We start from the raw sequence: 20653 nt of genomic DNA on the forward strand, positions 1-20653 counted from the left end.
TATCTGACTTTATCGCAATAGAGCATCCTATTTTTTATAGCGAGAATGTACGCGCCAAAGAGAAAACAATACGTTCATCTGCACTGTCATAATCTAAACTGGTGTTTTCTGCTGCTATTTCTACGTTAAAGCCTTCGATGACCGTTTGATACGCTAAGCGGTAATGATAATAAGATTTATCGCCCACATCCCACATAAACTTATCGCCATCTAATGAATTTGAAACATCAAAACTTGCACGTAAGGTATGCCCTTCAGCTATTTCAACACTGTGCGCAACCATACCGATAACTTGCTTTGCCCCTGTGCCAAAATAATCCCAACTATACCAAACGTTAAATTCAGTGTGCCCTAGCTTGTTAGCAAAGCCAACCTTGGTATACGCTTCAAAGTAATTGCCATCACTTGAATTACTGTCACCATGATAGCTGTAATACGCTAGACCATAGTCCACACTCCAACGGTCATTCAGTGTGACATACTTACCCACATAAAAGTCCCATTCAAGATTCGTGTCATCAGCAAAGTCCACTGTTGAGGCCCAAGAGCCTGCATACACCCCATCATCAAAAGCATAATCTAAGCTGCCTTGCAGCGCAGGGTCGTTTTGCGTTTGACTCACACCATTAAAGGTATAATCTGATGCGCCAGTCACGGTTGTCGACCAATCGGCCATTGCATGGGTAGAAGCCAGCGTAAGCGCAGTAAAAATAATTTTTTTCGTTGTTGTCATAATGATGGTTCCTTAGCTAGCGGTTTCAATTTTACTATAGTCAATTGTGTTATCTTGTGGCGAACTCTCTATTCGTCTCACTGCATTAAACTTACCGTATCCTATGTATAGAGCACAGGATAAGAATAAACCAATGACAAGTGCTCCTACCCACTGGATTTGGATAAATTCAAGCTTAAATAACAGGGTTAATAATGATAAGGCGACAATATTAAAAATCATATAATTACGCATGCCTAAGCGCTTTACGGTCAGGTTTAAGTTGTCGGTATACAGGCGGATCAAAGAATCGAGCGAGTTGATCACAAACACCACGCCAACAAACACCATCGCAAAGTTTTTAATACCAGCAGTTGAAATTCCAGCTTCATGGTAGTGGTAAAGCACACCAAACCACAGTGCAATCGGGATTGATGGGAATATCAACATTGCACCAAGTACTTGATAGGTTTTTAACCCTCCCACAAAACGAGAAGTGAATTGACCAATCATAATACTCCAAGCGAACCACCAAAATAGGTAGAACTCATGATAGTCATTAAGCGGTAAAACAAACTGTTCAATATTGGTAAAATATTCCCCAATCAAACCGAGTTGACCGATAAAGTCAGCGACAGAACTATCATCAAATATGAATACTGCGCTCCACATGAATACAATCAAGGCAATAAACAACCACGTGGTCGCAACGCTTAAAAAGCGCACATACTTCAAACTTGTGCTTGAATATACCGCAAAGCATATCGCTGCAAAAACCAATAAATAAAATGCTGGAATAATCGTACCGCCATCTCCAAGCTCTGGTAAATACCAAGGCAAGTTAGACAATAAGAGGTAAGCAGTAAACGCACATGTGCCAATAATGATCACGTTGTTCAGTAGTTTCACCCAAGGTATTTCAAAAAATTTAACCTTAGGTTCTATTACGCAGAAATAAAAACAGGTAAGGAAGTAAAACCCCCAGATCAGAAAACCCCAATAGCCAAATTCAATGGCCAACGGATTTGCAAAAGCATACTCTGGGCTTGCTTTTATGTCTGCGTAACCCGCAAACTCAGTCAATGGAAACATAATTAACCCGACATCAAGGCCGGACGTAAATAAGATAGCAATAAAGGTAAATGTTTTAACCGGCGTTACACCTATACACTGCAAATTACCCCATTTATACAAAATTGTTACGATTGCTAAAAGGGTGAAAATGATACCTATACTAAGCCATAAGGTCATTGTCACCCTCCCAAAACAAGTAAAAGTAACTCATTGTTTCTCCGTTATTATTGTGCTTGCATTAATACTTTATTGTTGAACTAAATCACTTCAACATAGGTAACCTATTTACCCGTACGCCACTGCAAGTACCGCTTGGCTTATCTCGCCAAGCAGCTGGCAAATTCATTGAATGTTTGTAATTACAGCTCTGGGCTGCGTTGCACCTTCTCCCATTTTCCCCCAATAGTGACATTCGCATTAAGACTTGGTAATAGCGGGTTACCTAAAATATGATCTGCTGCTTTTTCTGCCACCATAATTGTCGGAGCGTTTAAATTACCATTAGGAATAGTCGGAAAGATCGACGAATCAACAACCCGTAAGCCATCAATGCCATGTACTTTTGTATGTGAGTCAACCACCGCCATATCATCTTCACCCATTTTGCATGAACATGAAGGATGATAAGCACTTTCCACAGCCTGGCGAACAAACGTGTCGATTTGTTCATCGGTTTGAATATGTTTACCCGGCTGAATTTCGCCATCACGGTAATCATCAAAAGCACTTTGCTCGATGATTTCTCTTGTCAGGCGCACACACGCTCTAAACCCTTCAATATCAGCTTGGTCTTGCAGGTAATTAAATTGAATCTTAGGTGCAACATCTGGATCACTTGAAGCAATGGTCACAGCCCCACGACTTTTAGGCTTATTGTGCCCAACGTGCACCTGAAAGCCATGTCCAGAAAAGGCACTTTTTCCGTCATAACGTATAGCAGCAGGCAAAAAGTGATATTGAATATCAGGCCATTCAACGCCGGCTTTTGAGCGAATAAACGCACATGATTCAAAGTGGTTCGTTGCACCTAAGCCACTTCTGTTTAGTAGCCACCGGGCACCAATCATGCCTTTTGAGAACAGCCCAAGCTTGCCGTTCAAAGTGATAGGCTGCTTACACTTGTATTGAAAATAAAACTCTAAATGATCCTGCAAATTTTGACCTACTCCCGGTAAGTCATGCTGTATTTCAATACCCGCTTTGCTCAGCACATTTTTATCACCAATGCCTGACAGTTGCAGTAAGTGCGGCGAACCAATTGGCCCAGCACTTAAAATAACCTCTTTTCTTGCAGTGGCAACCTCAAGTTTATTACCAACTTTATATTCAACCCCTGTGGCGCGTTTATTTTCAAGTATAACTCGCTGTGCCTTCGCACCGGTCACTATGGTCAGGTTCTTTCGTGATTTAATCGGATCTAGATACGCACGACTTGCGGAACAACGACGGCCATTTTTTACCGTCATGTGCATTGGGCCAAAGCCTTCTTGTTGTGCGCCATTATAATCATTTGCTTTCGCATAGCCGGCTTGTTGGCCTGCCTCTATAAACACGCGGTATAATGGGTTTTCCATTTTGTTACCGTTGTTTACGCCAAGCGGCCCTTGTACACCACGATGAGAATTTTCGCCCAAGTACCATGATTCCGCCTTTTTGAAGTAAGGCAAACATGCTTGATAATCCCACCCTTGTGCACCATGTTGTTGCCATTCATCAAAATCTTTTGCATGGCCACGCACATACACCATGCCGTTTATTGAAGAAGACCCACCAAGTACTTTTCCGCGTGGGCAGTGCATTTTTCGGTTATCGAGATAAGGCTCTTCTTCAGTATGAAACTGCCAAGCATACTTATCAGAATTCATTGGAATAGATAGCGCAGTGGGCATTTGGATAAAAATGCTCTTATCGCTACCACCTGTCTCAAGCAAGAGCACCTTATTTTGGCTATTCTCACTCAAACGGTTTGCAAGCACACAGCCAGCAGAACCCGCCCCGACAATGATATAATCAAATTGTTGTGTCATATATTGTCTCTCTTAGAATGGGCTATCAATTTTGTCCATACCTACATACACAGATTTAGTCTGAGTGTAATTATCAAGTGTTTCAACCCCATTCTCTCGACCGATCCCAGAGTGCTTATATCCACCTACAGGCATTTCTGCTGGTGAATTTCCATACGCATTGATCCAACAAATACCTGCTTTTAATTGGTGAATAACGCGGTGCGCGCGCTGAATATCTTTAGTAAATACGCCAGCGGCTAAGCCTAAATGGGTGTCATTGGCACGCGCTATTACCTGCGCTTCATCATCAAAGACTAAAATACTCATTACAGGGCCAAAGATCTCTTCTTTGACAATGGTCATCTCGTCAGTGCAATCTACAAACACAGTTGGCGCAACAAAGTAGCCATTCGGTGCAGACTCAGGTGACAAAGCCTCGCCACCAGTTAATAACGTTGCGCCTTGGTTCAATCCAGTTTGAATATAATCGAGTACGAGCTGTTGATGGTTTGCAGAAATGAGTGCCCCCAAATTAACCGTTGGATCTAGCGGATCACCTGCGATAATATTTTGCTCTGTTCGAGATTTTAACTCTTGGGTAAACTGCTCATACACATCACGTTGCACAAAGACTCGAGTACAATTGGTACACACTTCACCTTGGGTATAAAAATTACCTAGCATTGCCGCACTGACAGCTTCAGTGATATCAGCATCGTTAAAAACAAGTAATGGAGATTTGCCACCTAGTTCCATTGTGACGTCTTTGAGTGTACTTGCCGCACTGGCCATCACTTTTTTACCCGTCCCCACTTCACCTGTGAATGACACTTTTTCTATCTCAGGATGTGCCGTTAGCCACTGACCAACTTCAGCCGCACCTTGTACTACATTAAAAACACCTTCAGGTACTCCCGCCTCAATGAATATTTCAGCGAGCTTTAATGCACCTAACGGTGTTTCTTCTGATGGTTTAAACAATAAAGCATTACCCGCAGCAAGTGCTGGTCCTGATTTCCAACAGGCAATTTGTAGGGGGTAATTCCACGCGCCTATTCCAGCACAAACTCCCAAAGGCTCTTTGCGCGTATAGTAAAAATCATTACCAACCATCTGCTGCTGCCCAACTTGCGCTGGGGCAAGCCCTGCGAAATACTCAATTACATCGGCACCTGTTTGTACATCGACACACTCTGCTTCTTGCCATGGTTTGCCTGTATCTAATACTTCGATTTTAGCCAGCTCATCATTGCGCGTTCTAAGGAGTTCAACCGCTTTTAGCAATATACGACTGCGCTCAATGGGCGTCATAGCAGACCATACCGAAAATCCAGATTTTGCACTATTGATTGCAGCTTCTTGCACTGACTCATCAGCAACTTCAACTTGATAAATGACTTCGCCCGTTGCGGGGTTAGTCACGTCAAAACATTCACCAGATTGATTGGCAAGATAACGGCCATGAACAAAGTTTTGATAAATGGGGGGGGTTACAGAGGTGGCCATTTTAAGCTCCATATTGCTGAATGAGTGATTTAACGTATTGTTTTGCGAGTTGCTCGCTATGATTAAACTGATCTTTATTCGATTGACTAAGCACAGCCCGTAACCATAACCCATCGATCATCGCCGCACTCAATTGTGCAGCTTGTGTCGCATGTTCTTTCGGTAACAGTTGCTTAAAAGAGAAGGCTAAATTGCTCGTTAAACGCTTGCTATTTACATTTTGCAAACGGTGCAACTCTGCATCGTGCATCGACTGAGCCCAAAAGCTCAGCCAAGTTCGCGTGGTATCTGCGCGTTGTTGTACCAACGCAAAATTGGCTTCAATAATATACATCAGTCTTTGTTCAGGTAAGGTAGACTCATCAACTTGCGCTAACAAAGACTGCTTTAAGCTCGATAATAAGTGCCGAACTGTTGCTTCAATTAACCCTTGTTTTCCACCAAAATAATGACTAATGATCCCTGAGGACAATCCTGCTTTTTTACTAATACTATTTATCGTTGTTCCTTGTAAACCCAGCTCCCCGACTGACGCAATAGTTGCATCAATAAGTTGCTGACGGCGCACAGGCTCCATTCCAACTTTAGGCATATTTTTATTAATTGAACGTTCAATATAAAATAAATGTTAAACAACGCAGCTAACTTTTTCAAGTTTAACAGCCTATTAAAAGCTCAAAACCGATCAAAACAATACAATAAGCCATTGAGTTACATAAATTAAATACAACTTAAGTATTCTTACATTATTTTTGAACTTACTAGAAATGTACCAATAAATAATTTAATTAGTATGAATATCAAGCTAATTTGACGAATGAAATTTGCGGCTTATTGAAAGTGTATTAAGTGAACTAGGCTATTCTTTGGCAGTTTTTGCTTCATTAAAGCGTTTTTCCCTACGGCATCGAACAGAGCAATACCGTACCTCAGACCAGACGTTTTCCCACTTTTTTCTCCAACTAAAACTTAACCCACATGTCACGCAGATCTTACTCGGTAAATCTGCTTTTTTGACTCGCTTATTTCCACGTTGCATTGGGTGTCCTGTGTTAATATTACTTATGCATTTTATACAGCCTACGGTGCCTGACTCTCACATAAGACTCACACTTAGACTGCGCGTTATCTCGATTTAACTTGTACATGACGTGCCAGTATCCTCGCACCTTCTTTTCTAACTGCTCCACTTTTTTGCCACCGCCACAAAACATCACGCGCCACCCTACCGGTCTCAACAATATCAACAATCGGCTTTGGGTAATCCACGCCTAATTGCACTTGGTACATTGCTTGTTCCATCGGTGTTAATAACCAAGGGGTGTGTATCAATTCATTTGGTAACTCAGCAAGTTCAGGAACGTACTGACGAATAAAAATACCGTCTGGGTCTTTTTCTTGCGATTGTTTGACGGGGTTGTAAATTCGCAATGTATTAATGCCAGTCATACCCGCTTGCATTTGGAATTGCGCGTAATGGATCCCCGGTTCAAAATCTAGAAACAGCCTTGCTAAATGAGGCGCTCCCCAGCGCCAATCAAGTTGTAAATGATGGCACAGAAAACTCACTAACATCGCACGCATTCTAAAATTCACATACCCGGTTCTATGAAGTGCCCGCATACATGCATCGACTATAGGGTAGCCGGTATACCCTGTTTGCCACGCTTCAAAATGCTGCAATGCGATGTCATCATTTTTGTAAGTAAACGAACCATAAGCGCGATTCAGAGGCTGGTGTTCAATAGAGCATTCTGACTCGAACTTTTGTATAAAGTGACAATGCCAATGGAGCCTTGATGAGAGCGCTATAAGTGATTTTCGCCACCCTTTTTGATCCCAATGTGCCAAAAGCATTTGGTAAAACTCACGTAAACTGATGTTACCCCAAGCAAGGTAAGCAGACATCCTTGAGCACGCTAAACGGCTTAAGTCAGGGCTTGATAGGTGAAACGCATAAGACTGCCCTCGTTCTTGAAAGAAGCTGTTTAATACCCGCCATGCGTGCGCTGTACCACCGCTTTGAAAATGCGTGTCTGTTGCTCGCCACGCGAGCGGCGCATGAAATACAGGAAGCGGCTCTAATTCATCGGGTTGAGGTCTTAACCAAGGGATCCGCAACGTATCAATGGCAGAAATAGTGGCTCGCATGGTTTTTTGCCAGCTTTTGTCCCAGTCAAGTCGATTGGTTATACCACGACGTACCGCGCCTGTTTCAAACTCACACCAGGTAACCTGATTTTCTGTGCACCACTGCTTTATGAGCAAATCCCTGTCAAAAGTCGCCCTTAAACCCACTTCTTGATGACTCCAAATTGTAGTAACTTGCCAGCATTGGCTTAATTGTTCAAAACACTCCAATGCAGAACCGACCAACACCGTGACAGTTACATCCTCTAATTGGCTGTTCATGTCCTCAAGTGACTGATAAACAAAACGCCAGTGCCTGATGTCATAATGAGGGTCAGCTAACAGTTCAGGTTCGACAATATAAAGTAGTAAAACGGGTAAACTAGAGCACATTGCCTGCTGTAACGGGGCATGATCAGTCAGCCGTAGATCGCGCTTTAACCACACCACATTAATACTTTGCTTTTTTAATGGACTCGTATCATTCACGTGTAATACTCCCTACTTTTATCGCCATAGGGCATTTGCGATAAAACCTTCTATAAAGCGGACAATACGTTTTGCTATAAAATTTAGATTAGTTTTTATAGAGATAAACTAATGCAGACAGTGCGCTTTTTGATACATAATGTCGTATAACGAGTCAGATAAATAACACAAATAGAGTACCCATCATGCACAGTGACAAAGGAAAAAAAGTACCTGCCACTAAACTCGCTCGACTTTCAAAGTTAGGGCAACTAGTCACACAGGTCACCGGTAATGTTGCATTAGAGGGTATGAAGCAATTGTCACAGGGTGAAAAGCCAAAACTCTCCAACCTCATAATGCACCCAAATAACATCAAAAATGTAGCCGATAAACTCGCTCAAATGCGTGGTGCAGCCATGAAATTGGGACAACTCATTTCAATGGATGCAGGTGACTTAATACCCAAAGAGTTAAGCGCCCTACTGAGTCAACTACGCTCTAATGCTCGCCCTATGCCCAATAAGCAACTACTGCAAACATTAAAAGAAAATTGGGGAGACAATTGGTTAGATAACTTTAGTCATTTTGAACTAAGCCCATTTGCATCAGCATCAATTGGCCAAGTTCATCTCGCGTATGATGAACGAGGGACTAAGTTAGCTATAAAAATTCAGTACCCAGGTGTACGTCAATCAATTGATGCCGATGTAGATAACGTGGCCAAAGTGATAAAGCTTTCAGGGTTACTACCAAAGCATATCGAGTTGGATAGCCTGCTCCAAGATGTTAAAACCCAGCTAAAAATAGAGTCTGATTATCTTCAGGAGTCCAAGTATCTAAGCAGATACGCAGAACTATTAAAGGACGATGGAAACTTCATTATTCCTACTCTTTACCCTGAGCACATCACGCAAAATGTTTTACCCATGACCTTTGTTGGTGGCGTTGAAATAGACAAAGCACTCGCTGAGCCACAAGAGGCCAGAAATCGTATGGTTCGGTTGTTAATTGAGTTGTTTTTCAAGGAGCTTTTTAGCTTCAAACTGATGCAAACTGATCCTAACTTTGCTAACTATTTATACCAATCTAACGGTCAAAAAGTCGTTTTACTCGACTTTGGCGCTACCCGCGAAATATCATGTGATATAAGTGAAGGTTATTTAGCATTAATAAACGCTGCCTGTGAGAAAAACACGGATAAAATAAGACGAGCCGCGATGAAAATTGGTTTCTTTAAACAAGATATTGAAGAAGACTACTTTGACCAAATCGCCACTATTTTTTCACTTGCGACGGAGCCCCTCCAATATGACGGCGTATATGATTTTTCAACCTCGAGCCTAGCTCAGCGAATTCAGCATGCAGGGCAGTCGATTAATAATAGAAAAGATCAATGGCATACACCGCCGGTCGATGCACTCTTCATTCATCGTAAATTAGCAGGATTATATTTATTAGCCGCTAAACTTGAAGCCAAGGTCAATGTTGCTGCGCTATTTAAACCTTACCTATCAACAAATGAAGATAACAGTATCTAAGTTAAGTAAAGAAGTGATGAAGGGGTTTAACGAGATGCCTTTTTAGCGGTAAGCCATGCCGCTATTTTTTTTTCAAATTTAGGAATAGTCGATACGGCCACACTCAAGCATAACAACCCAATGATAATGAAAACGACATGCTGGTCTTGTATACCTAACACCAAAAATATTGTACCAATAATTAAATTTGACCACTTACCAAACATAAAAATATGCCTTTCAACTCATTATTATCACCACTTAAAAATGCTAAACGCTCAACACATTTCCAAATAACTCCCAAACTACCCAGCTCTAATTTCCCATTTAGAACATTGTGTTAAATGCTAGGGCTCAGTTTTGTGCCGAAAAATAACACATATGTACAAATAGCAATAGTGTGCATAATAGAAACAAGTGGTAAAATTGTGATTAAATGTAAATGAGATAGGATAATAAACATTTTATAACTATAAAAAGTTAACAATTATCAATGAGTAACAGCAGAATTGTGACACGTGGTATGAGTGACTAAGGTGTTTTGAAGTCACGTGTTCAGAGGTATAGTGCGTTATTTTTGTTAGAGCTTACCTTCGTCTTAGAATACTCAAGCTGACTTTCTCATGTCAGGAAAAAATCTCTTTGCCATAGTAATAGATGCATTACCCAGATGTAAGCTGCGTCATAATGTCTAAACACACAGGGACAACAGACAGCAATAATAAGCCTGCCATCGTATAATTAAAGTATCGCTGTCGAACTGAACTGCTCAAGTACTTTTTTAGCACCACACCGAATACCAACCAGACACCTACACACGGTAGTCCCACAGCTAAAAATACAGCAGCCACCAGCATATTTTCATAAACATAGTCTGCTCCGCTATTAGTAAAAGCCACAATCGCGCCCATTGCGACTACCCAAGCCTTTGCATTTACCCATTGAAATAGTGCACCATGTAAAAAAGTTAGCGGCCGTTGTTGCACGTCACTTTGCAACTCACTATGCGAGCAAGCAATCAACAAACTTAAATATATTAAGTACACTGTACCTAGGCATTTTATCCATAATTGCAAAGCTGGAAATACCTCAAATAGCTCACCAAACCCAAACCCTACGATAATAAGCATAACTGCAAAGCCAAAACATATGCCTACGAGCAATGGAATACTTTTGCGCCATCCAAAATTTACCCCAGACGTCATAACCATAATATTGTTTGGCCCAGGTGTAATAGAAGAAGAAATCGCAAATAATAATACAGCCAGTAAGGCTTCCATGGTATTTCCTTTAAATTCGATGGTTACGATGTCGCACTTATTATATGAATTCGGGGGTCTATTCTGGCTTAAGCATATAGAGGCAATTATCGTATGGGATGGTGCCCGGGTAGGCAGAAAACCGAAAACCGGCTTTTTCATATGCTCTAATAGCACTAAAATTATGAGTGACGACAAAGAGCGATGCGCTTTTTGTATGTGTCAACTCTAAGCCACGTGTTATTAGGCTGTCAATTAAAATACTGGCAACACCAGTACCTCTGTTCTCAGGTGATACGGCAAGGCGGCCCAAATGGCAACGTCCAACCCGTTCACATACTTGGCCAAAAGCAACACATTCCTCATCTTCATTAATGAGTACGTATGAAGCAATTTTATCCAGACTCAAGCTGTCTTTAAATGATGTTCTATCATAAGGGTAAGGAAATTGAGGCCCAGCCCACTCTTTGGTAGATTGCGCATCATCAAACCAATTCATTATTGTCGCTAAATGTGCCTCACTTGCTGCAACTAAGTTCATCCTGACCTCTAAAGTGTATAAGCTAATTACCCAAAACTTATTCTGATAAATAATCTACACACAATAAAGAGAATTATATTCATGATTGTGAATGTTGAGTAGGCATAATATAGCGCACTACTATGCCTACCCAAATTGAGTGAAACACAGCGTTGATGTAATTATTACTATTAGTGAGGTTGAAATGTGTTATGGCTGAATTGGAGGCTGAATTTCACGTCATATAAGTCTATGGTAAAATAGACAACAGGACGAACCTAAATTAAACATACCGTGTAAATATACCGGCTTTACTAAGTAGCGACTTTCAATATATTCGATTGCCAAAGCTGAGCCATACTTAAACTACCTTAAATTGAAACTTGTTCAATTTAAGGTAGTTGTACTAACCTACGGTGCCAAATATTTTGTCACCAGCATCTCCAAGGCCAGGTACGATATACCCATGCTCATTGAGATGGCTGTCTAACGACGCAGTATAAATTTCAACGCCAGGGTGAGCGTTTAAGGTTGCTTCAACCCCTTCAGGGGCCGCCACTAAAATAACGGCTTTTATCTGTTTGCACCCTGCTTCTTTTAACATATCAATGGTCGCTATCAAAGATCCACCTGTAGCAAGCATTGGATCAATAACCAAACTCAAGCGCTCATCAATTTTACCCACCAGCTTTTCAAAGTATGGAACCGGCTCAAGTGTTTGTTCATTTCGCTGCAAGCCAACCACACTCACCTTAGCCGCCGGGATCAACTCCATGACACCATCCATCATACCTAAACCAGCTCTGAGTATTGGCACCACCGTAATTTTTTTACCTTGTAGCTTAGATACCTGAATATCACTCCCCTCCCAGCCTTTTATGGTCTGAGTTTCTAGCGGGAGGCTTTTAGTCGCTTCATATGTTAGTAAAGTGCCAACTTCAGATACTAACTCTCGAAAACTCTTAGTACTGATCCCTTGCTCACGCAATAACGCAAGTTTATGTTGCACAAGTGGGTGGTCAATGATGTGTAATGCCATGGAGACAGTCCATTTTATAATTTATGACATTATTATAAGGTATTTCTATAAGATATTTCAGCAAAGGAGTGTTTAAGACAATTAAAAATTATACGGACAATGTGACATATGAACACTGTAATGGGCAAAGTGTACTCAACCCATTACAGACGTTAAGCCTTTACAATGACTCAAAAAACTCATCAGGCGTATGCCTAATTGGTTTAGTACATGCCACAGTAGGTGTACCCAAGTACAAATAACCCACAATTTCGTCACGTTCATCTAAGCCGAGCAATGATTTAACCTTAGGGCTTTGAGCAAAGTATCCAGTGCGCCATACACCCGACAATCGTTGCGCAAATGCAGCTTGTTGCATCGCAAATACACTACATGCGGCACTTTCAATTTGTTCAATACGGGGGACTTTCGGGTGTTCTTGATATGGACTAATAGCAATGACCAGCATGGGCGCTCTTTGTGGCAACGCTTTTGCTCGATCCACAACGCGTTCTTCTTGCCCTTCGGCAACCGCAGCTTGGTAATATATTTCACCTAATTTATCTCTGCCTTCCTCCTCAACCACGATAAACCGAAATGGTTTTAGCCCACCATGATCAGGGACTTTTAACGCCGCTTTTTTTATTACTTCAAGCTGTTCAGCTGAAGGACCAGGAAACGATAAGTTACTATCTGATTGCCTTGTAGTTAGAAGTTCGATGGCATCCATTAAAACCAACCTTTATTAGAAATGATTGTTGTTTAGGATACCACCATATAGTTTATTGGGCTACGATATCGCGCTATAAGTCATTAATTTATTGACTATTGAGGCTCTTTAATTAGTAACTTTTTTAACCAATAGTCGATACTAAAGTACCGTCCACCACCTACAAAAATTAAGCTCAATAGCATGGCAAAATACAATGCCGCAAACTCAATTCCGTTATTGAGTACTGCAATCGACCCTTTTTCATACAAGTAATCAGGGAAGCCATGTTCTTGCACAATCCCTTTTATTTTATCAAGCCGCTCTCCTACTTCTAAACTGTTATCTAAGCTCGCTTGCGCACCTGGAATACTTAGCCACTCTAATACTTGAGCTGCACTGGTATCTGGATTAGTTGGGGCAATCGCAAACCACCCGTTGTGCCAATGCACAGTCGTAGCGGCAATAAACATGGTAAACATAAGCGGAATGGCTGCAAATCTGGTCAATAAACCAATAAGTATTAACCATCCACCTAAAAACTCAGACCAGCCAGCGAGAAAAGCCAATAAATCAGGAAATGGTAAGCCAAGCCCCCAATCACTATTACCAAACCAGTTAACAACACTAGGGTCAGCCAATAAGGTGTTAGGAAAAGTCATTTGCGCATTCGATAAATTGAGTTTGTTAAAGCCTGCAATGATCATAACGGGTGCCAGGATCAATCTAAAAAGGAGCGGAGGGATCCCATCTAATATTTCAAGCTTTTTTAAGGTAAGTTGATAAAGGGCGTGAATTTTTAACAGCATGTGCGGCCTTTTGATAGTGAGTATTAAAACTTAGTTATCAGTGTAGACCGCATTTTGAAAACTTTTATTGCATCAGAACAAAGAAAAAAGTATGAGTTTACTCCTATATCTTTCTCGCGACTTGCAATGCTTCATATATCGCACGCTTTGCATCAATAGCACTGGCAAGCTTTGCACCACCAATGACATGCTGATTATCTGGTAACGTTTCTTTATTGAATAACCTATCATTAGAGACTTGGCCAATACATGCAATCACAGTGTCAACATCTAGCCATTTGTCTTCACCATTCACCCTTACCAGCAAACCTTCATTTGAAAAGGCAACGTATTCACACCCTGAAATTTGTTCAACACCATGATGTTTTGCCACCTGGCGGTGGATCCAGCCCGTTGTTTTACCGAGTTCACTACCAAACCTACCGGCGCTGCGCTTTAACATATACAGTTTTCTTGGGTCTTTTTCACAGGCTGGCTCGCACTCTATGCCCCACTGAGATTTAAAGCCATCTATTGATTGGTCTGACGTTTCTGTTAAAAATGCAACCATATCAAACCCTATGCCGCCCGCGCCCAAAATTGCGATCCGTTCACCCAGCTCAACTTCACCGCGAATGACTTGATCGTAAGCAAAAACCTGTTTTTCATCCGAGCACTTGATGGGAGATAACCGAGGGGTGACCCCTGTGGCAAACACAATGTCATCGTATTGAGTAAGCATCTTTTCCTCAAACGACGTGTCTAACTCTACAGCAACGTTCAATCTCTTTATCTCAGAAAGATAAAAAGCTAAGGTTTTTTTAAAGTCTTCTTTACCGGGGATCTGCATGGCCAAATTAAATTGCCCACCGGCATGACTATTTTTATCAATAAGCGTGACTGTGTGACCTTTTTTAGCTAAATAATAGCTCGCTGCAAGCCCCGCAGGACCCGCTCCCACAACCAGTACCTTTTTAGCGTTTGTGGTTAATGCTAACGGGTAATCTAATTCAAAACCAGCTTGCGGATTAACCAAGCATGTCGCGCGCTTTCCTTTGAATACGTGGTCTAAACACCCTTGATTACAGCCAATGCAAATATTAATTTGCTCACTGCTGCCATTTTTGTACTTATTAAAAAACTCTGGATCTGCAAGAAGCGGCCGTGCCATTGATATTAAGTCTGCATTTTCATCTTCTAAAATGCCATTGGCGATATCTGGTGTGTTGATCCGGTTAACAGCAATAACAGGAATGCTTACCACATCCTTAAGTCGCTTCGACGCTTCTTTGAATGCACCTGGTGGTACCATACTCGCAATAGTCGGAACTCTGGCCTCATGCCAACCAATACCTGTATTTAGTATGTCAACACCTGCAGCTTCTAACGCCAAGGCTTGCTCTGTCACTTCTTCTGGCGTTGAGCCATTAGGAACTAAATCCATGACTGACAATCTGAAAATAATTAAAAATTTATCCGAAACTTGCGCTCTAACCGCCCTGACTATTTCAACAGCAAGGCGCATTCTATTTTGAAGATTGCCACCATACTCATCGCTGCGTTTATTGGTATGATTAGCCATAAACTCATTTATTAAGTACCCTTCTGAGCCCATCACTTCAACACCATCGTAGCCTGCTTGTTCAGCAAGCTTTGCTGAGCGCGCAAAATCCTTAATGGTACTTTTTATCATACCCACCGACATGTTTTTTGGTTTATAGGGATTGATTGGTGCTTTAATCGCACTGGGAGCCACATTAAATGGGTGGTACGCATAGCGCCCTGCGTGCAGTAATTGTAAACATATTTTGGCATCATGTTTGTGCGCGGCGTGAGTGTACGCTCGATGCTTAACTACATCATAATAACTATTAAAAGACGAGGCTATTGGCGTTAACTTACCCCTGATATTTGGGCTATAACCACCCGTTATAATAAGACCAGTGCCACCTTTCGCACGAGCTTCATAAAATGCGCTTAACCTTTTTCGATTATGCCATCCTTCTTCTAACCCTGTATGCATTGACCCCATGACTAAACGATTACGTAGTTGAGTGTGCTTCAATTCTAATTTTTTTTCTAACATTTCCTGCCCCGGCTAACTGGTCTAACCTGTGCAACATTATCAATTTTCTATGAATTAGCAAGTGTATTAACAAAGTAAATTATTTGTAGAGCCCCCTTTTTGTCACTTTTTAGACAGTTTCCCCACGAGGCCGTGAATTTAATACGCGATAGTGCGCCTTTAATACTTCGTTACGTTTTAATGATTACACCTTTATATGAACTAGGGTATTATCAATAATAGAGAATATTTTAGGTACTCCAGTACATTGATTGAGGGCTAATTTTGAATTTAATTGGTAAACTTTTTAAAGGGCTATGGCACGGCCTTAACTTTTCTCGCCGCCTTATCTTGAATCTATTATTTCTAGGTATCATCGTTGCTTTAATTGTTGGCATATCTAGTGATAGTGAAGAAATTATTGTGGATGAAAATAGTGTCTTACGATTGAACCTAAAAGGTTCTTTGGTTGAAGAGTTGACCTACATTGACCCTTTTGATGCGGCACTGAACGACGCTACGAGCGCGAATGATCAACCAAAGGAGATCTTATTAGACGATGTAATTCGTGTTATCAAACAAGCTAAAGATGACGAACGTATTCAGGTTTTGCTGCTCGATTTAAAACATTTACGCGGCGGCCACTTAGATAAGCTTCGCACAATTGCCGACACCATTGACGAATTTAAAGAATCAGGGAAAAAAGTTTTAGCACATGGTGCATACTACTCCCAAGGTCAATACTATTTAGCATCAAAAGCTGACACTATTTCCCTTCATCCTTATGGTGGTATTGAGATACGCGGATATGCTTCATACCCGCTTTATTTTAAAGAGGCACTAGAGAAGCTAAAAGTAACACAACATATATTCCGCGTAGGGACTTTCAAATCAGCGGTAGAACCTTTTATTCGTAATGATATGTCAGACTCAGCTAAAGAAGCGAATAAATTGTGGTTAAACGAACTTTGGGCACAATACAAACAAGACATCAGCGTCGCAAGGCAATTTGACTCATCTAATTTTGATGAAACAACTGAAAATTACCTGTCAAAAATGGAACAGGTAAAGGGTGATTATGCCCAGTATGCGTTAGAAAATGGCTGGGTTGATGCGTTAAAAACAGATCAAGAATTACAACAAGAACTCGTTGAACTCGTAGGTAAAAACAAGTCAGGTAAAAGCTTTAAACAAATTAGCTTTGCTAAATACCTCAGTTACATTACTCCCCCAGTTGATTTTGTCAATCCAGTAACCGAAAAAGTCGCTGTAATTATCGCTCGAGGGAATATTGTTGACGGAAAACAAAAAGCCGGCACGATTGGCGGAGAGTCAACCGCAGCTTTATTAAAAAGAGCACGTCTTGATGATAAAGTAAAAGCAGTTGTGTTACGTATTGACTCAGGTGGCGGTAGCATGTTCGCTTCAGAAATAATCCGTAACGAAGTACTCGCAATTAAAGATGCAGGTAAACCGGTTGTCGCCTCTATGGGCTCTGTTGCAGCGTCTGGTGGTTACTGGATAGCAGCATCAGCAAATGAAATATGGGCATCGCCAAGCACAATTACAGGGTCAATTGGTGTATTTGGCTTGTTTATGACGTTTGAAAATGCATTAAACGACCTGGGGATATATTCAGATGGCGTTGCAACAACGGAACTTAATGACATATCGCTATCTCGCGGCGTAAATCCACAATTAGCTCAAGTCTTCCAACTGGGTGTTGAAAACGCTTACGACAAATTTATCGGGGTTGTTGCCGACTCTCGGGGATTAGAAAAAGCGGCAGTCGATAAAGTAGCCCAAGGTCGTGTATGGACTGCTACACAAGCAAAAGAATTTGGCTTAGTTGATAACTTAGGGAATAAACAAGACGCAATTAGTGCCGCAGCAAAACTTGCTAACTTAGATTTTTACGATGTCATCACGATAGAGCAAACTTTATCTGAAAAAGAGATGTTGCTGCGTGAAATTTTTGGCAACGCAATGGTGAAAGAAACACTCAGTGCTCTAGCGCCACAATCAAACTTACTAAAATTAGTAGAGCGAAACCTAGGGCAAGTAAGTACTGATTTAGAGCGTCATTTATCAACGCTTTCAAACATGAACGACCCCAATGGTATTTATACTCAATGTGTAACTTGCCAGATAACCTATTGAACAGCCGCTGCAATCAGCAGTGACTATTGATATACTAAGCCCAGAATAGATTCTGGGCTTTTTTACATGAAAAGAAAAAAAATATACATCGCCTATACCGGCGGTACAATTGGTATGAAACAATCAAGCCGTGGTTACATTCCTGCGGAAGGCTACCTGACTGAAACGGTAAAAAACAACGCAGAGTTTACCCGTGAAGAAATGCCGTTATTTGATATTCATGAATACAGCCCATTAATCGACTCTTCAGACATGTCGCCTTATCATTGGCAGATCATTGCTGATGATATTAAAGCAAAATACGATCAATATGATGGTTTTGTGGTACTTCATGGCACAGACACCATGGCTTACACAGCATCAGCCTTGTCATTTATGTTTGAGAATTTGACCAAACCCGTTATCGTAACAGGATCTCAAATCCCCCTTTCTCAGTTGCGCTCTGACGGACAAGTCAATTTACTCAATGCCATGTATTTAGCAGCAAATTACCCGATAGCCGAAGTTAGCCTATTTTTTAATAACAAGCTGTTTAGGGGCAACCGGGCAACGAAAGCACATGCAGACGGTTTTGATGCGTTCTCATCGCCTAACTTACAACCACTGGCACAATCTGGGATCAGTATTAAGTTAAAAGAAGGTAAGTTAAGCCCTTATGTCGAGCAGGCTTTACAAGTCACCCCCATAACGCCACAACCAATTGGGGTACTTTACCTCTACCCTGGTATTAATATAGACATCATCAACAATATTCTTGGCGGCGATATTCGAGCACTGATCTTGCTGAGCTTTGGTGTAGGTAACGCACCTCAGCAGCAGCTATTTTTAGATGCACTCAAAGCAGCTTATGATAGAGGCGTGGTGTTGATAAACTTAACCCAGTGTATACAAGGTCAAGTGAATATGGGTGGTTATGCAACAGGGAATGCATTAATAAACTGCGGTGTTATTAGTGGCTACGATATGACCCTAGAAGCCTGTATTGCTAAGCTACATTACTTATTTAGCCAAGAGTTAGAACTCGAAACCGTTAGGCACTTGATGCAAGATAGCCTAAGGGGCGAAATTACACGCTAGACTTTTCAAGGCACAAACGAATAAAGAGCCAAAAACGGCTCTTTATTAAGTTACACTTTAACACATCAAATTAGTCTTCGGGGCCTTCAAGGGTAAACACCAGATGCAAACGCATATTCTTTAGCACGACCCCCTTTTTCATCATTGCTGCGCTTAACAATTTTTGCCACTTTAAAAGATCTGGTTTAGCACTTAGTAACATTTCTTCGCTGTCGAATTGAAACCTTAGCAACAATGAGCTTGGAAACAAGTGATATTCCATACTAAACCAGCATTGCAACATACCCGGGATCTCTGCGCGAGCTTGCTCTTCTAATTTGTCAGCAACTTCTAATACAACCGCTTGTTGCTTCTTTTGCACAGCAGACAACTTCTTCATAAAAACATTCCAAATATGAATATATAAATTAACTAAGCTCGGATGATAGCAAACCTAACTGAAAACCCACACACTAAAGGCGATTAAACACGACTCAGTTTAAAAACACTCAAAATAAACTCCCTTGTCGCTCATAATATGTATGTTCTCTATTCTGGTGTTAATGATTTTTCCTTAAGTTGGTCAATAATCTGTGCATTTACCCAATAGATATCACCTTCCGGATCTTCACCCTCTGTATCTACTAATGGGCTTCTATTAAAAAATAGATATTTACCATCGGGTGAAACATAAGCACTTGCCTCCATTGATTTGGTATTTATTGTTTTCCCTAAATTAACCGCATTCCCCCATGAACCATCACTGTGGCGAAAGCTAATATAGAGATCTTTATCTCCAAAACCATCCGCCTTTTCACTGTCCCATATCAAATATGATCCATCTGCTGCGATAAAAGGATGAGCAGTCCACTTGCCTGAATTAATATGTGAGGGTAATAGCTTAGGCGATTGACGTTGGCCGTTTTTCATCTCAGATATTCGCAATACGTCGTGGTTTTTATAATCGTCAAATATATAAGTCCCTTGTATTGATGAAGATAAACGCATGATCCCCCAATCATCGCGATCAAACAACTTCCCCAAACTTTTAACAGTTGACCAACCACTTGATGTACGCGTCATATATTGGCTCCCCAAATGCATCGTATTGCCGTCAGGTGCCAGTGTTGGCCTACCCACCCTAGGACTTACAACTGACTCTTGCCATAAATTATTTTCTAATTTAAAACGTACTAGCCACCATTTACCCGTATCAACATTTCGTCGGGAAAAGTAAAACTCTGTCATATCTGGCGTGAACGAGCCACTATAGTCACGATGTCGTGTCGCAACATAGCCTGGTGCAAATATTTGGGGTATGAGACTCGGTGGTTCTTGTCCTAAATAAGGCCCTTCTAACGCCGGTAAATTACCCTGATTGTTATTGTCATCAGTTACAACACACGCAGAAAGTAGCAATAGAACTGGCGTAAAGATCACTTTCATATTTATTTCCTTACTTACAGAATTAGCAAAGCTGTAAGGCCACTTATATACAGCTTGAGAGTCATTCAATATATGCAAGGTAAGGTGACAAGTCCTGACGTGAGTCTGATTTTTAGATGGCTTTTAGATGATGTTTACACAAAAGCCTTTCACCGAGTTTTAGGGGAAGGCCACATATACTGTTTCGTAAGTGCAGCTGCCCTTATAAACATA

General features: G+C 41.2%; 19 protein-coding genes. 3 read left to right on the forward strand and 16 right to left on the reverse strand.

The features are described 5' to 3' along the window. Positions 1 to 34: 34 nt before the first annotated feature. The 7 genes from BGP78_RS04565 to BGP78_RS04595 all read right to left on the reverse strand — a co-directional run bounded on the left by BGP78_RS04565 (position 35) and on the right by BGP78_RS04595 (position 7920). Positions 35 to 733: a TorF family putative porin gene (locus BGP78_RS04565; protein ID WP_119860301.1), complete on the reverse strand. Its 699-nt coding sequence runs from the start codon at positions 731 to 733 to the stop codon at positions 35 to 37. A gap of 12 nt (positions 734 to 745) precedes the next feature. Next, entirely contained in the window at positions 746 to 1963 is a 1218-nt protein-coding gene (locus BGP78_RS04570; RefSeq protein WP_119860302.1) for a BCCT family transporter, read from the reverse strand. A gap of 182 nt (positions 1964 to 2145) precedes the next feature. After that, positions 2146 to 3813, reverse strand: coding sequence for a choline dehydrogenase (betA, locus tag BGP78_RS04575; protein ID WP_119860303.1), 1668 nt, complete (start codon positions 3811 to 3813; stop codon positions 2146 to 2148). Between the two features lie 12 nt (positions 3814 to 3825). Next, positions 3826 to 5301: a betaine-aldehyde dehydrogenase gene (gene betB / locus BGP78_RS04580; protein ID WP_119860304.1), complete on the reverse strand. Its 1476-nt coding sequence runs from the start codon at positions 5299 to 5301 to the stop codon at positions 3826 to 3828. A 1-nt stretch (position 5302) separates the two neighbouring features. After that, positions 5303 to 5878: a transcriptional regulator BetI gene (betI, locus tag BGP78_RS04585; protein WP_171041116.1), complete on the reverse strand. Its 576-nt coding sequence runs from the start codon at positions 5876 to 5878 to the stop codon at positions 5303 to 5305. Between the two features lie 282 nt (positions 5879 to 6160). Then, entirely contained in the window at positions 6161 to 6340 is a 180-nt protein-coding gene (locus tag BGP78_RS04590) for a DUF2256 domain-containing protein (protein WP_119860306.1), read from the reverse strand. Positions 6341 to 6426: 86 nt separating this feature from the next. Next, complete coding sequence (locus BGP78_RS04595) at positions 6427 to 7920, reverse strand: cryptochrome/deoxyribodipyrimidine photo-lyase family protein (RefSeq protein WP_259386158.1); 1494 nt, start codon at positions 7918 to 7920, stop codon at positions 6427 to 6429. 185 nt (positions 7921 to 8105) lie between these two features. Between BGP78_RS04595 and BGP78_RS04600 the strand changes: the two genes are divergently transcribed. Next, the gene (locus tag BGP78_RS04600) at positions 8106 to 9440 is read left to right on the forward strand and encodes an AarF/ABC1/UbiB kinase family protein (RefSeq protein ID WP_119860307.1); all 1335 of its coding nucleotides are present in this window, start codon (positions 8106 to 8108) and stop codon (positions 9438 to 9440) included. A 26-nt stretch (positions 9441 to 9466) separates the two neighbouring features. Here BGP78_RS04600 and BGP78_RS04605 read toward each other — a convergent pair whose 3' ends face one another. From BGP78_RS04605 to BGP78_RS04635, 7 genes are all read right to left on the reverse strand, one after another. Continuing rightward, a complete protein-coding gene (locus tag BGP78_RS04605; RefSeq protein ID WP_119860308.1) occupies positions 9467 to 9646 on the reverse strand; it encodes a hypothetical protein in 180 nt (59 codons plus the stop codon). Between the two features lie 435 nt (positions 9647 to 10081). Next, on the reverse strand, positions 10082 to 10699 hold the full coding sequence (locus tag BGP78_RS04610; RefSeq protein ID WP_119860309.1) for a LysE family translocator: 618 nt from the start codon (positions 10697 to 10699) through the stop codon (positions 10082 to 10084). 58 nt (positions 10700 to 10757) lie between these two features. Continuing rightward, positions 10758 to 11219 (reverse strand): N-acetyltransferase, encoded by a 462-nt coding sequence (locus tag BGP78_RS04615; protein ID WP_119860310.1) that lies wholly within the window; start codon positions 11217 to 11219, stop codon positions 10758 to 10760. Positions 11220 to 11604: 385 nt separating this feature from the next. Further along, positions 11605 to 12237: a uracil phosphoribosyltransferase gene (gene upp, locus BGP78_RS04620; RefSeq protein WP_119860311.1), complete on the reverse strand. Its 633-nt coding sequence runs from the start codon at positions 12235 to 12237 to the stop codon at positions 11605 to 11607. A 160-nt stretch (positions 12238 to 12397) separates the two neighbouring features. Beyond that, a complete protein-coding gene (locus BGP78_RS04625) occupies positions 12398 to 12946 on the reverse strand; it encodes an NAD(P)H nitroreductase (RefSeq protein ID WP_119860312.1) in 549 nt (182 codons plus the stop codon). A 95-nt stretch (positions 12947 to 13041) separates the two neighbouring features. Beyond that, positions 13042 to 13734 (reverse strand): DoxX family protein, encoded by a 693-nt coding sequence (locus tag BGP78_RS04630; RefSeq protein ID WP_119860313.1) that lies wholly within the window; start codon positions 13732 to 13734, stop codon positions 13042 to 13044. A gap of 103 nt (positions 13735 to 13837) precedes the next feature. Beyond that, positions 13838 to 15799: an FAD-dependent oxidoreductase gene (locus tag BGP78_RS04635; protein ID WP_119860314.1), complete on the reverse strand. Its 1962-nt coding sequence runs from the start codon at positions 15797 to 15799 to the stop codon at positions 13838 to 13840. A 264-nt stretch (positions 15800 to 16063) separates the two neighbouring features. Here BGP78_RS04635 and sppA point away from each other — a divergent pair, with 264 nt between their 5' ends. Together sppA and ansA are read left to right on the forward strand one after the other, a co-directional pair. Continuing rightward, positions 16064 to 17938 (forward strand): signal peptide peptidase SppA, encoded by a 1875-nt coding sequence (gene sppA, locus BGP78_RS04640; protein WP_119860315.1) that lies wholly within the window; start codon positions 16064 to 16066, stop codon positions 17936 to 17938. A gap of 66 nt (positions 17939 to 18004) precedes the next feature. Continuing rightward, complete coding sequence (ansA, locus tag BGP78_RS04645; RefSeq protein WP_119860316.1) at positions 18005 to 19015, forward strand: asparaginase; 1011 nt, start codon at positions 18005 to 18007, stop codon at positions 19013 to 19015. A 70-nt stretch (positions 19016 to 19085) separates the two neighbouring features. Here the strand turns inward: ansA and BGP78_RS04650 are convergent, their stop codons facing one another. Together BGP78_RS04650 and BGP78_RS04655 are read right to left on the reverse strand one after the other, a co-directional pair. Next, positions 19086 to 19394 (reverse strand): hypothetical protein, encoded by a 309-nt coding sequence (locus BGP78_RS04650; RefSeq protein ID WP_119860317.1) that lies wholly within the window; start codon positions 19392 to 19394, stop codon positions 19086 to 19088. A gap of 149 nt (positions 19395 to 19543) precedes the next feature. Continuing rightward, the gene (locus BGP78_RS04655; protein WP_119860318.1) at positions 19544 to 20440 is read right to left on the reverse strand and encodes a PD40 domain-containing protein; all 897 of its coding nucleotides are present in this window, start codon (positions 20438 to 20440) and stop codon (positions 19544 to 19546) included. Between the last annotated feature and the right edge of the window lie 213 nt (positions 20441 to 20653).

Source organism: Pseudoalteromonas sp. MSK9-3 (assembly GCF_003590335.1).
Taxonomy (GTDB): Bacteria; Pseudomonadota; Gammaproteobacteria; order Enterobacterales; family Alteromonadaceae; genus Pseudoalteromonas.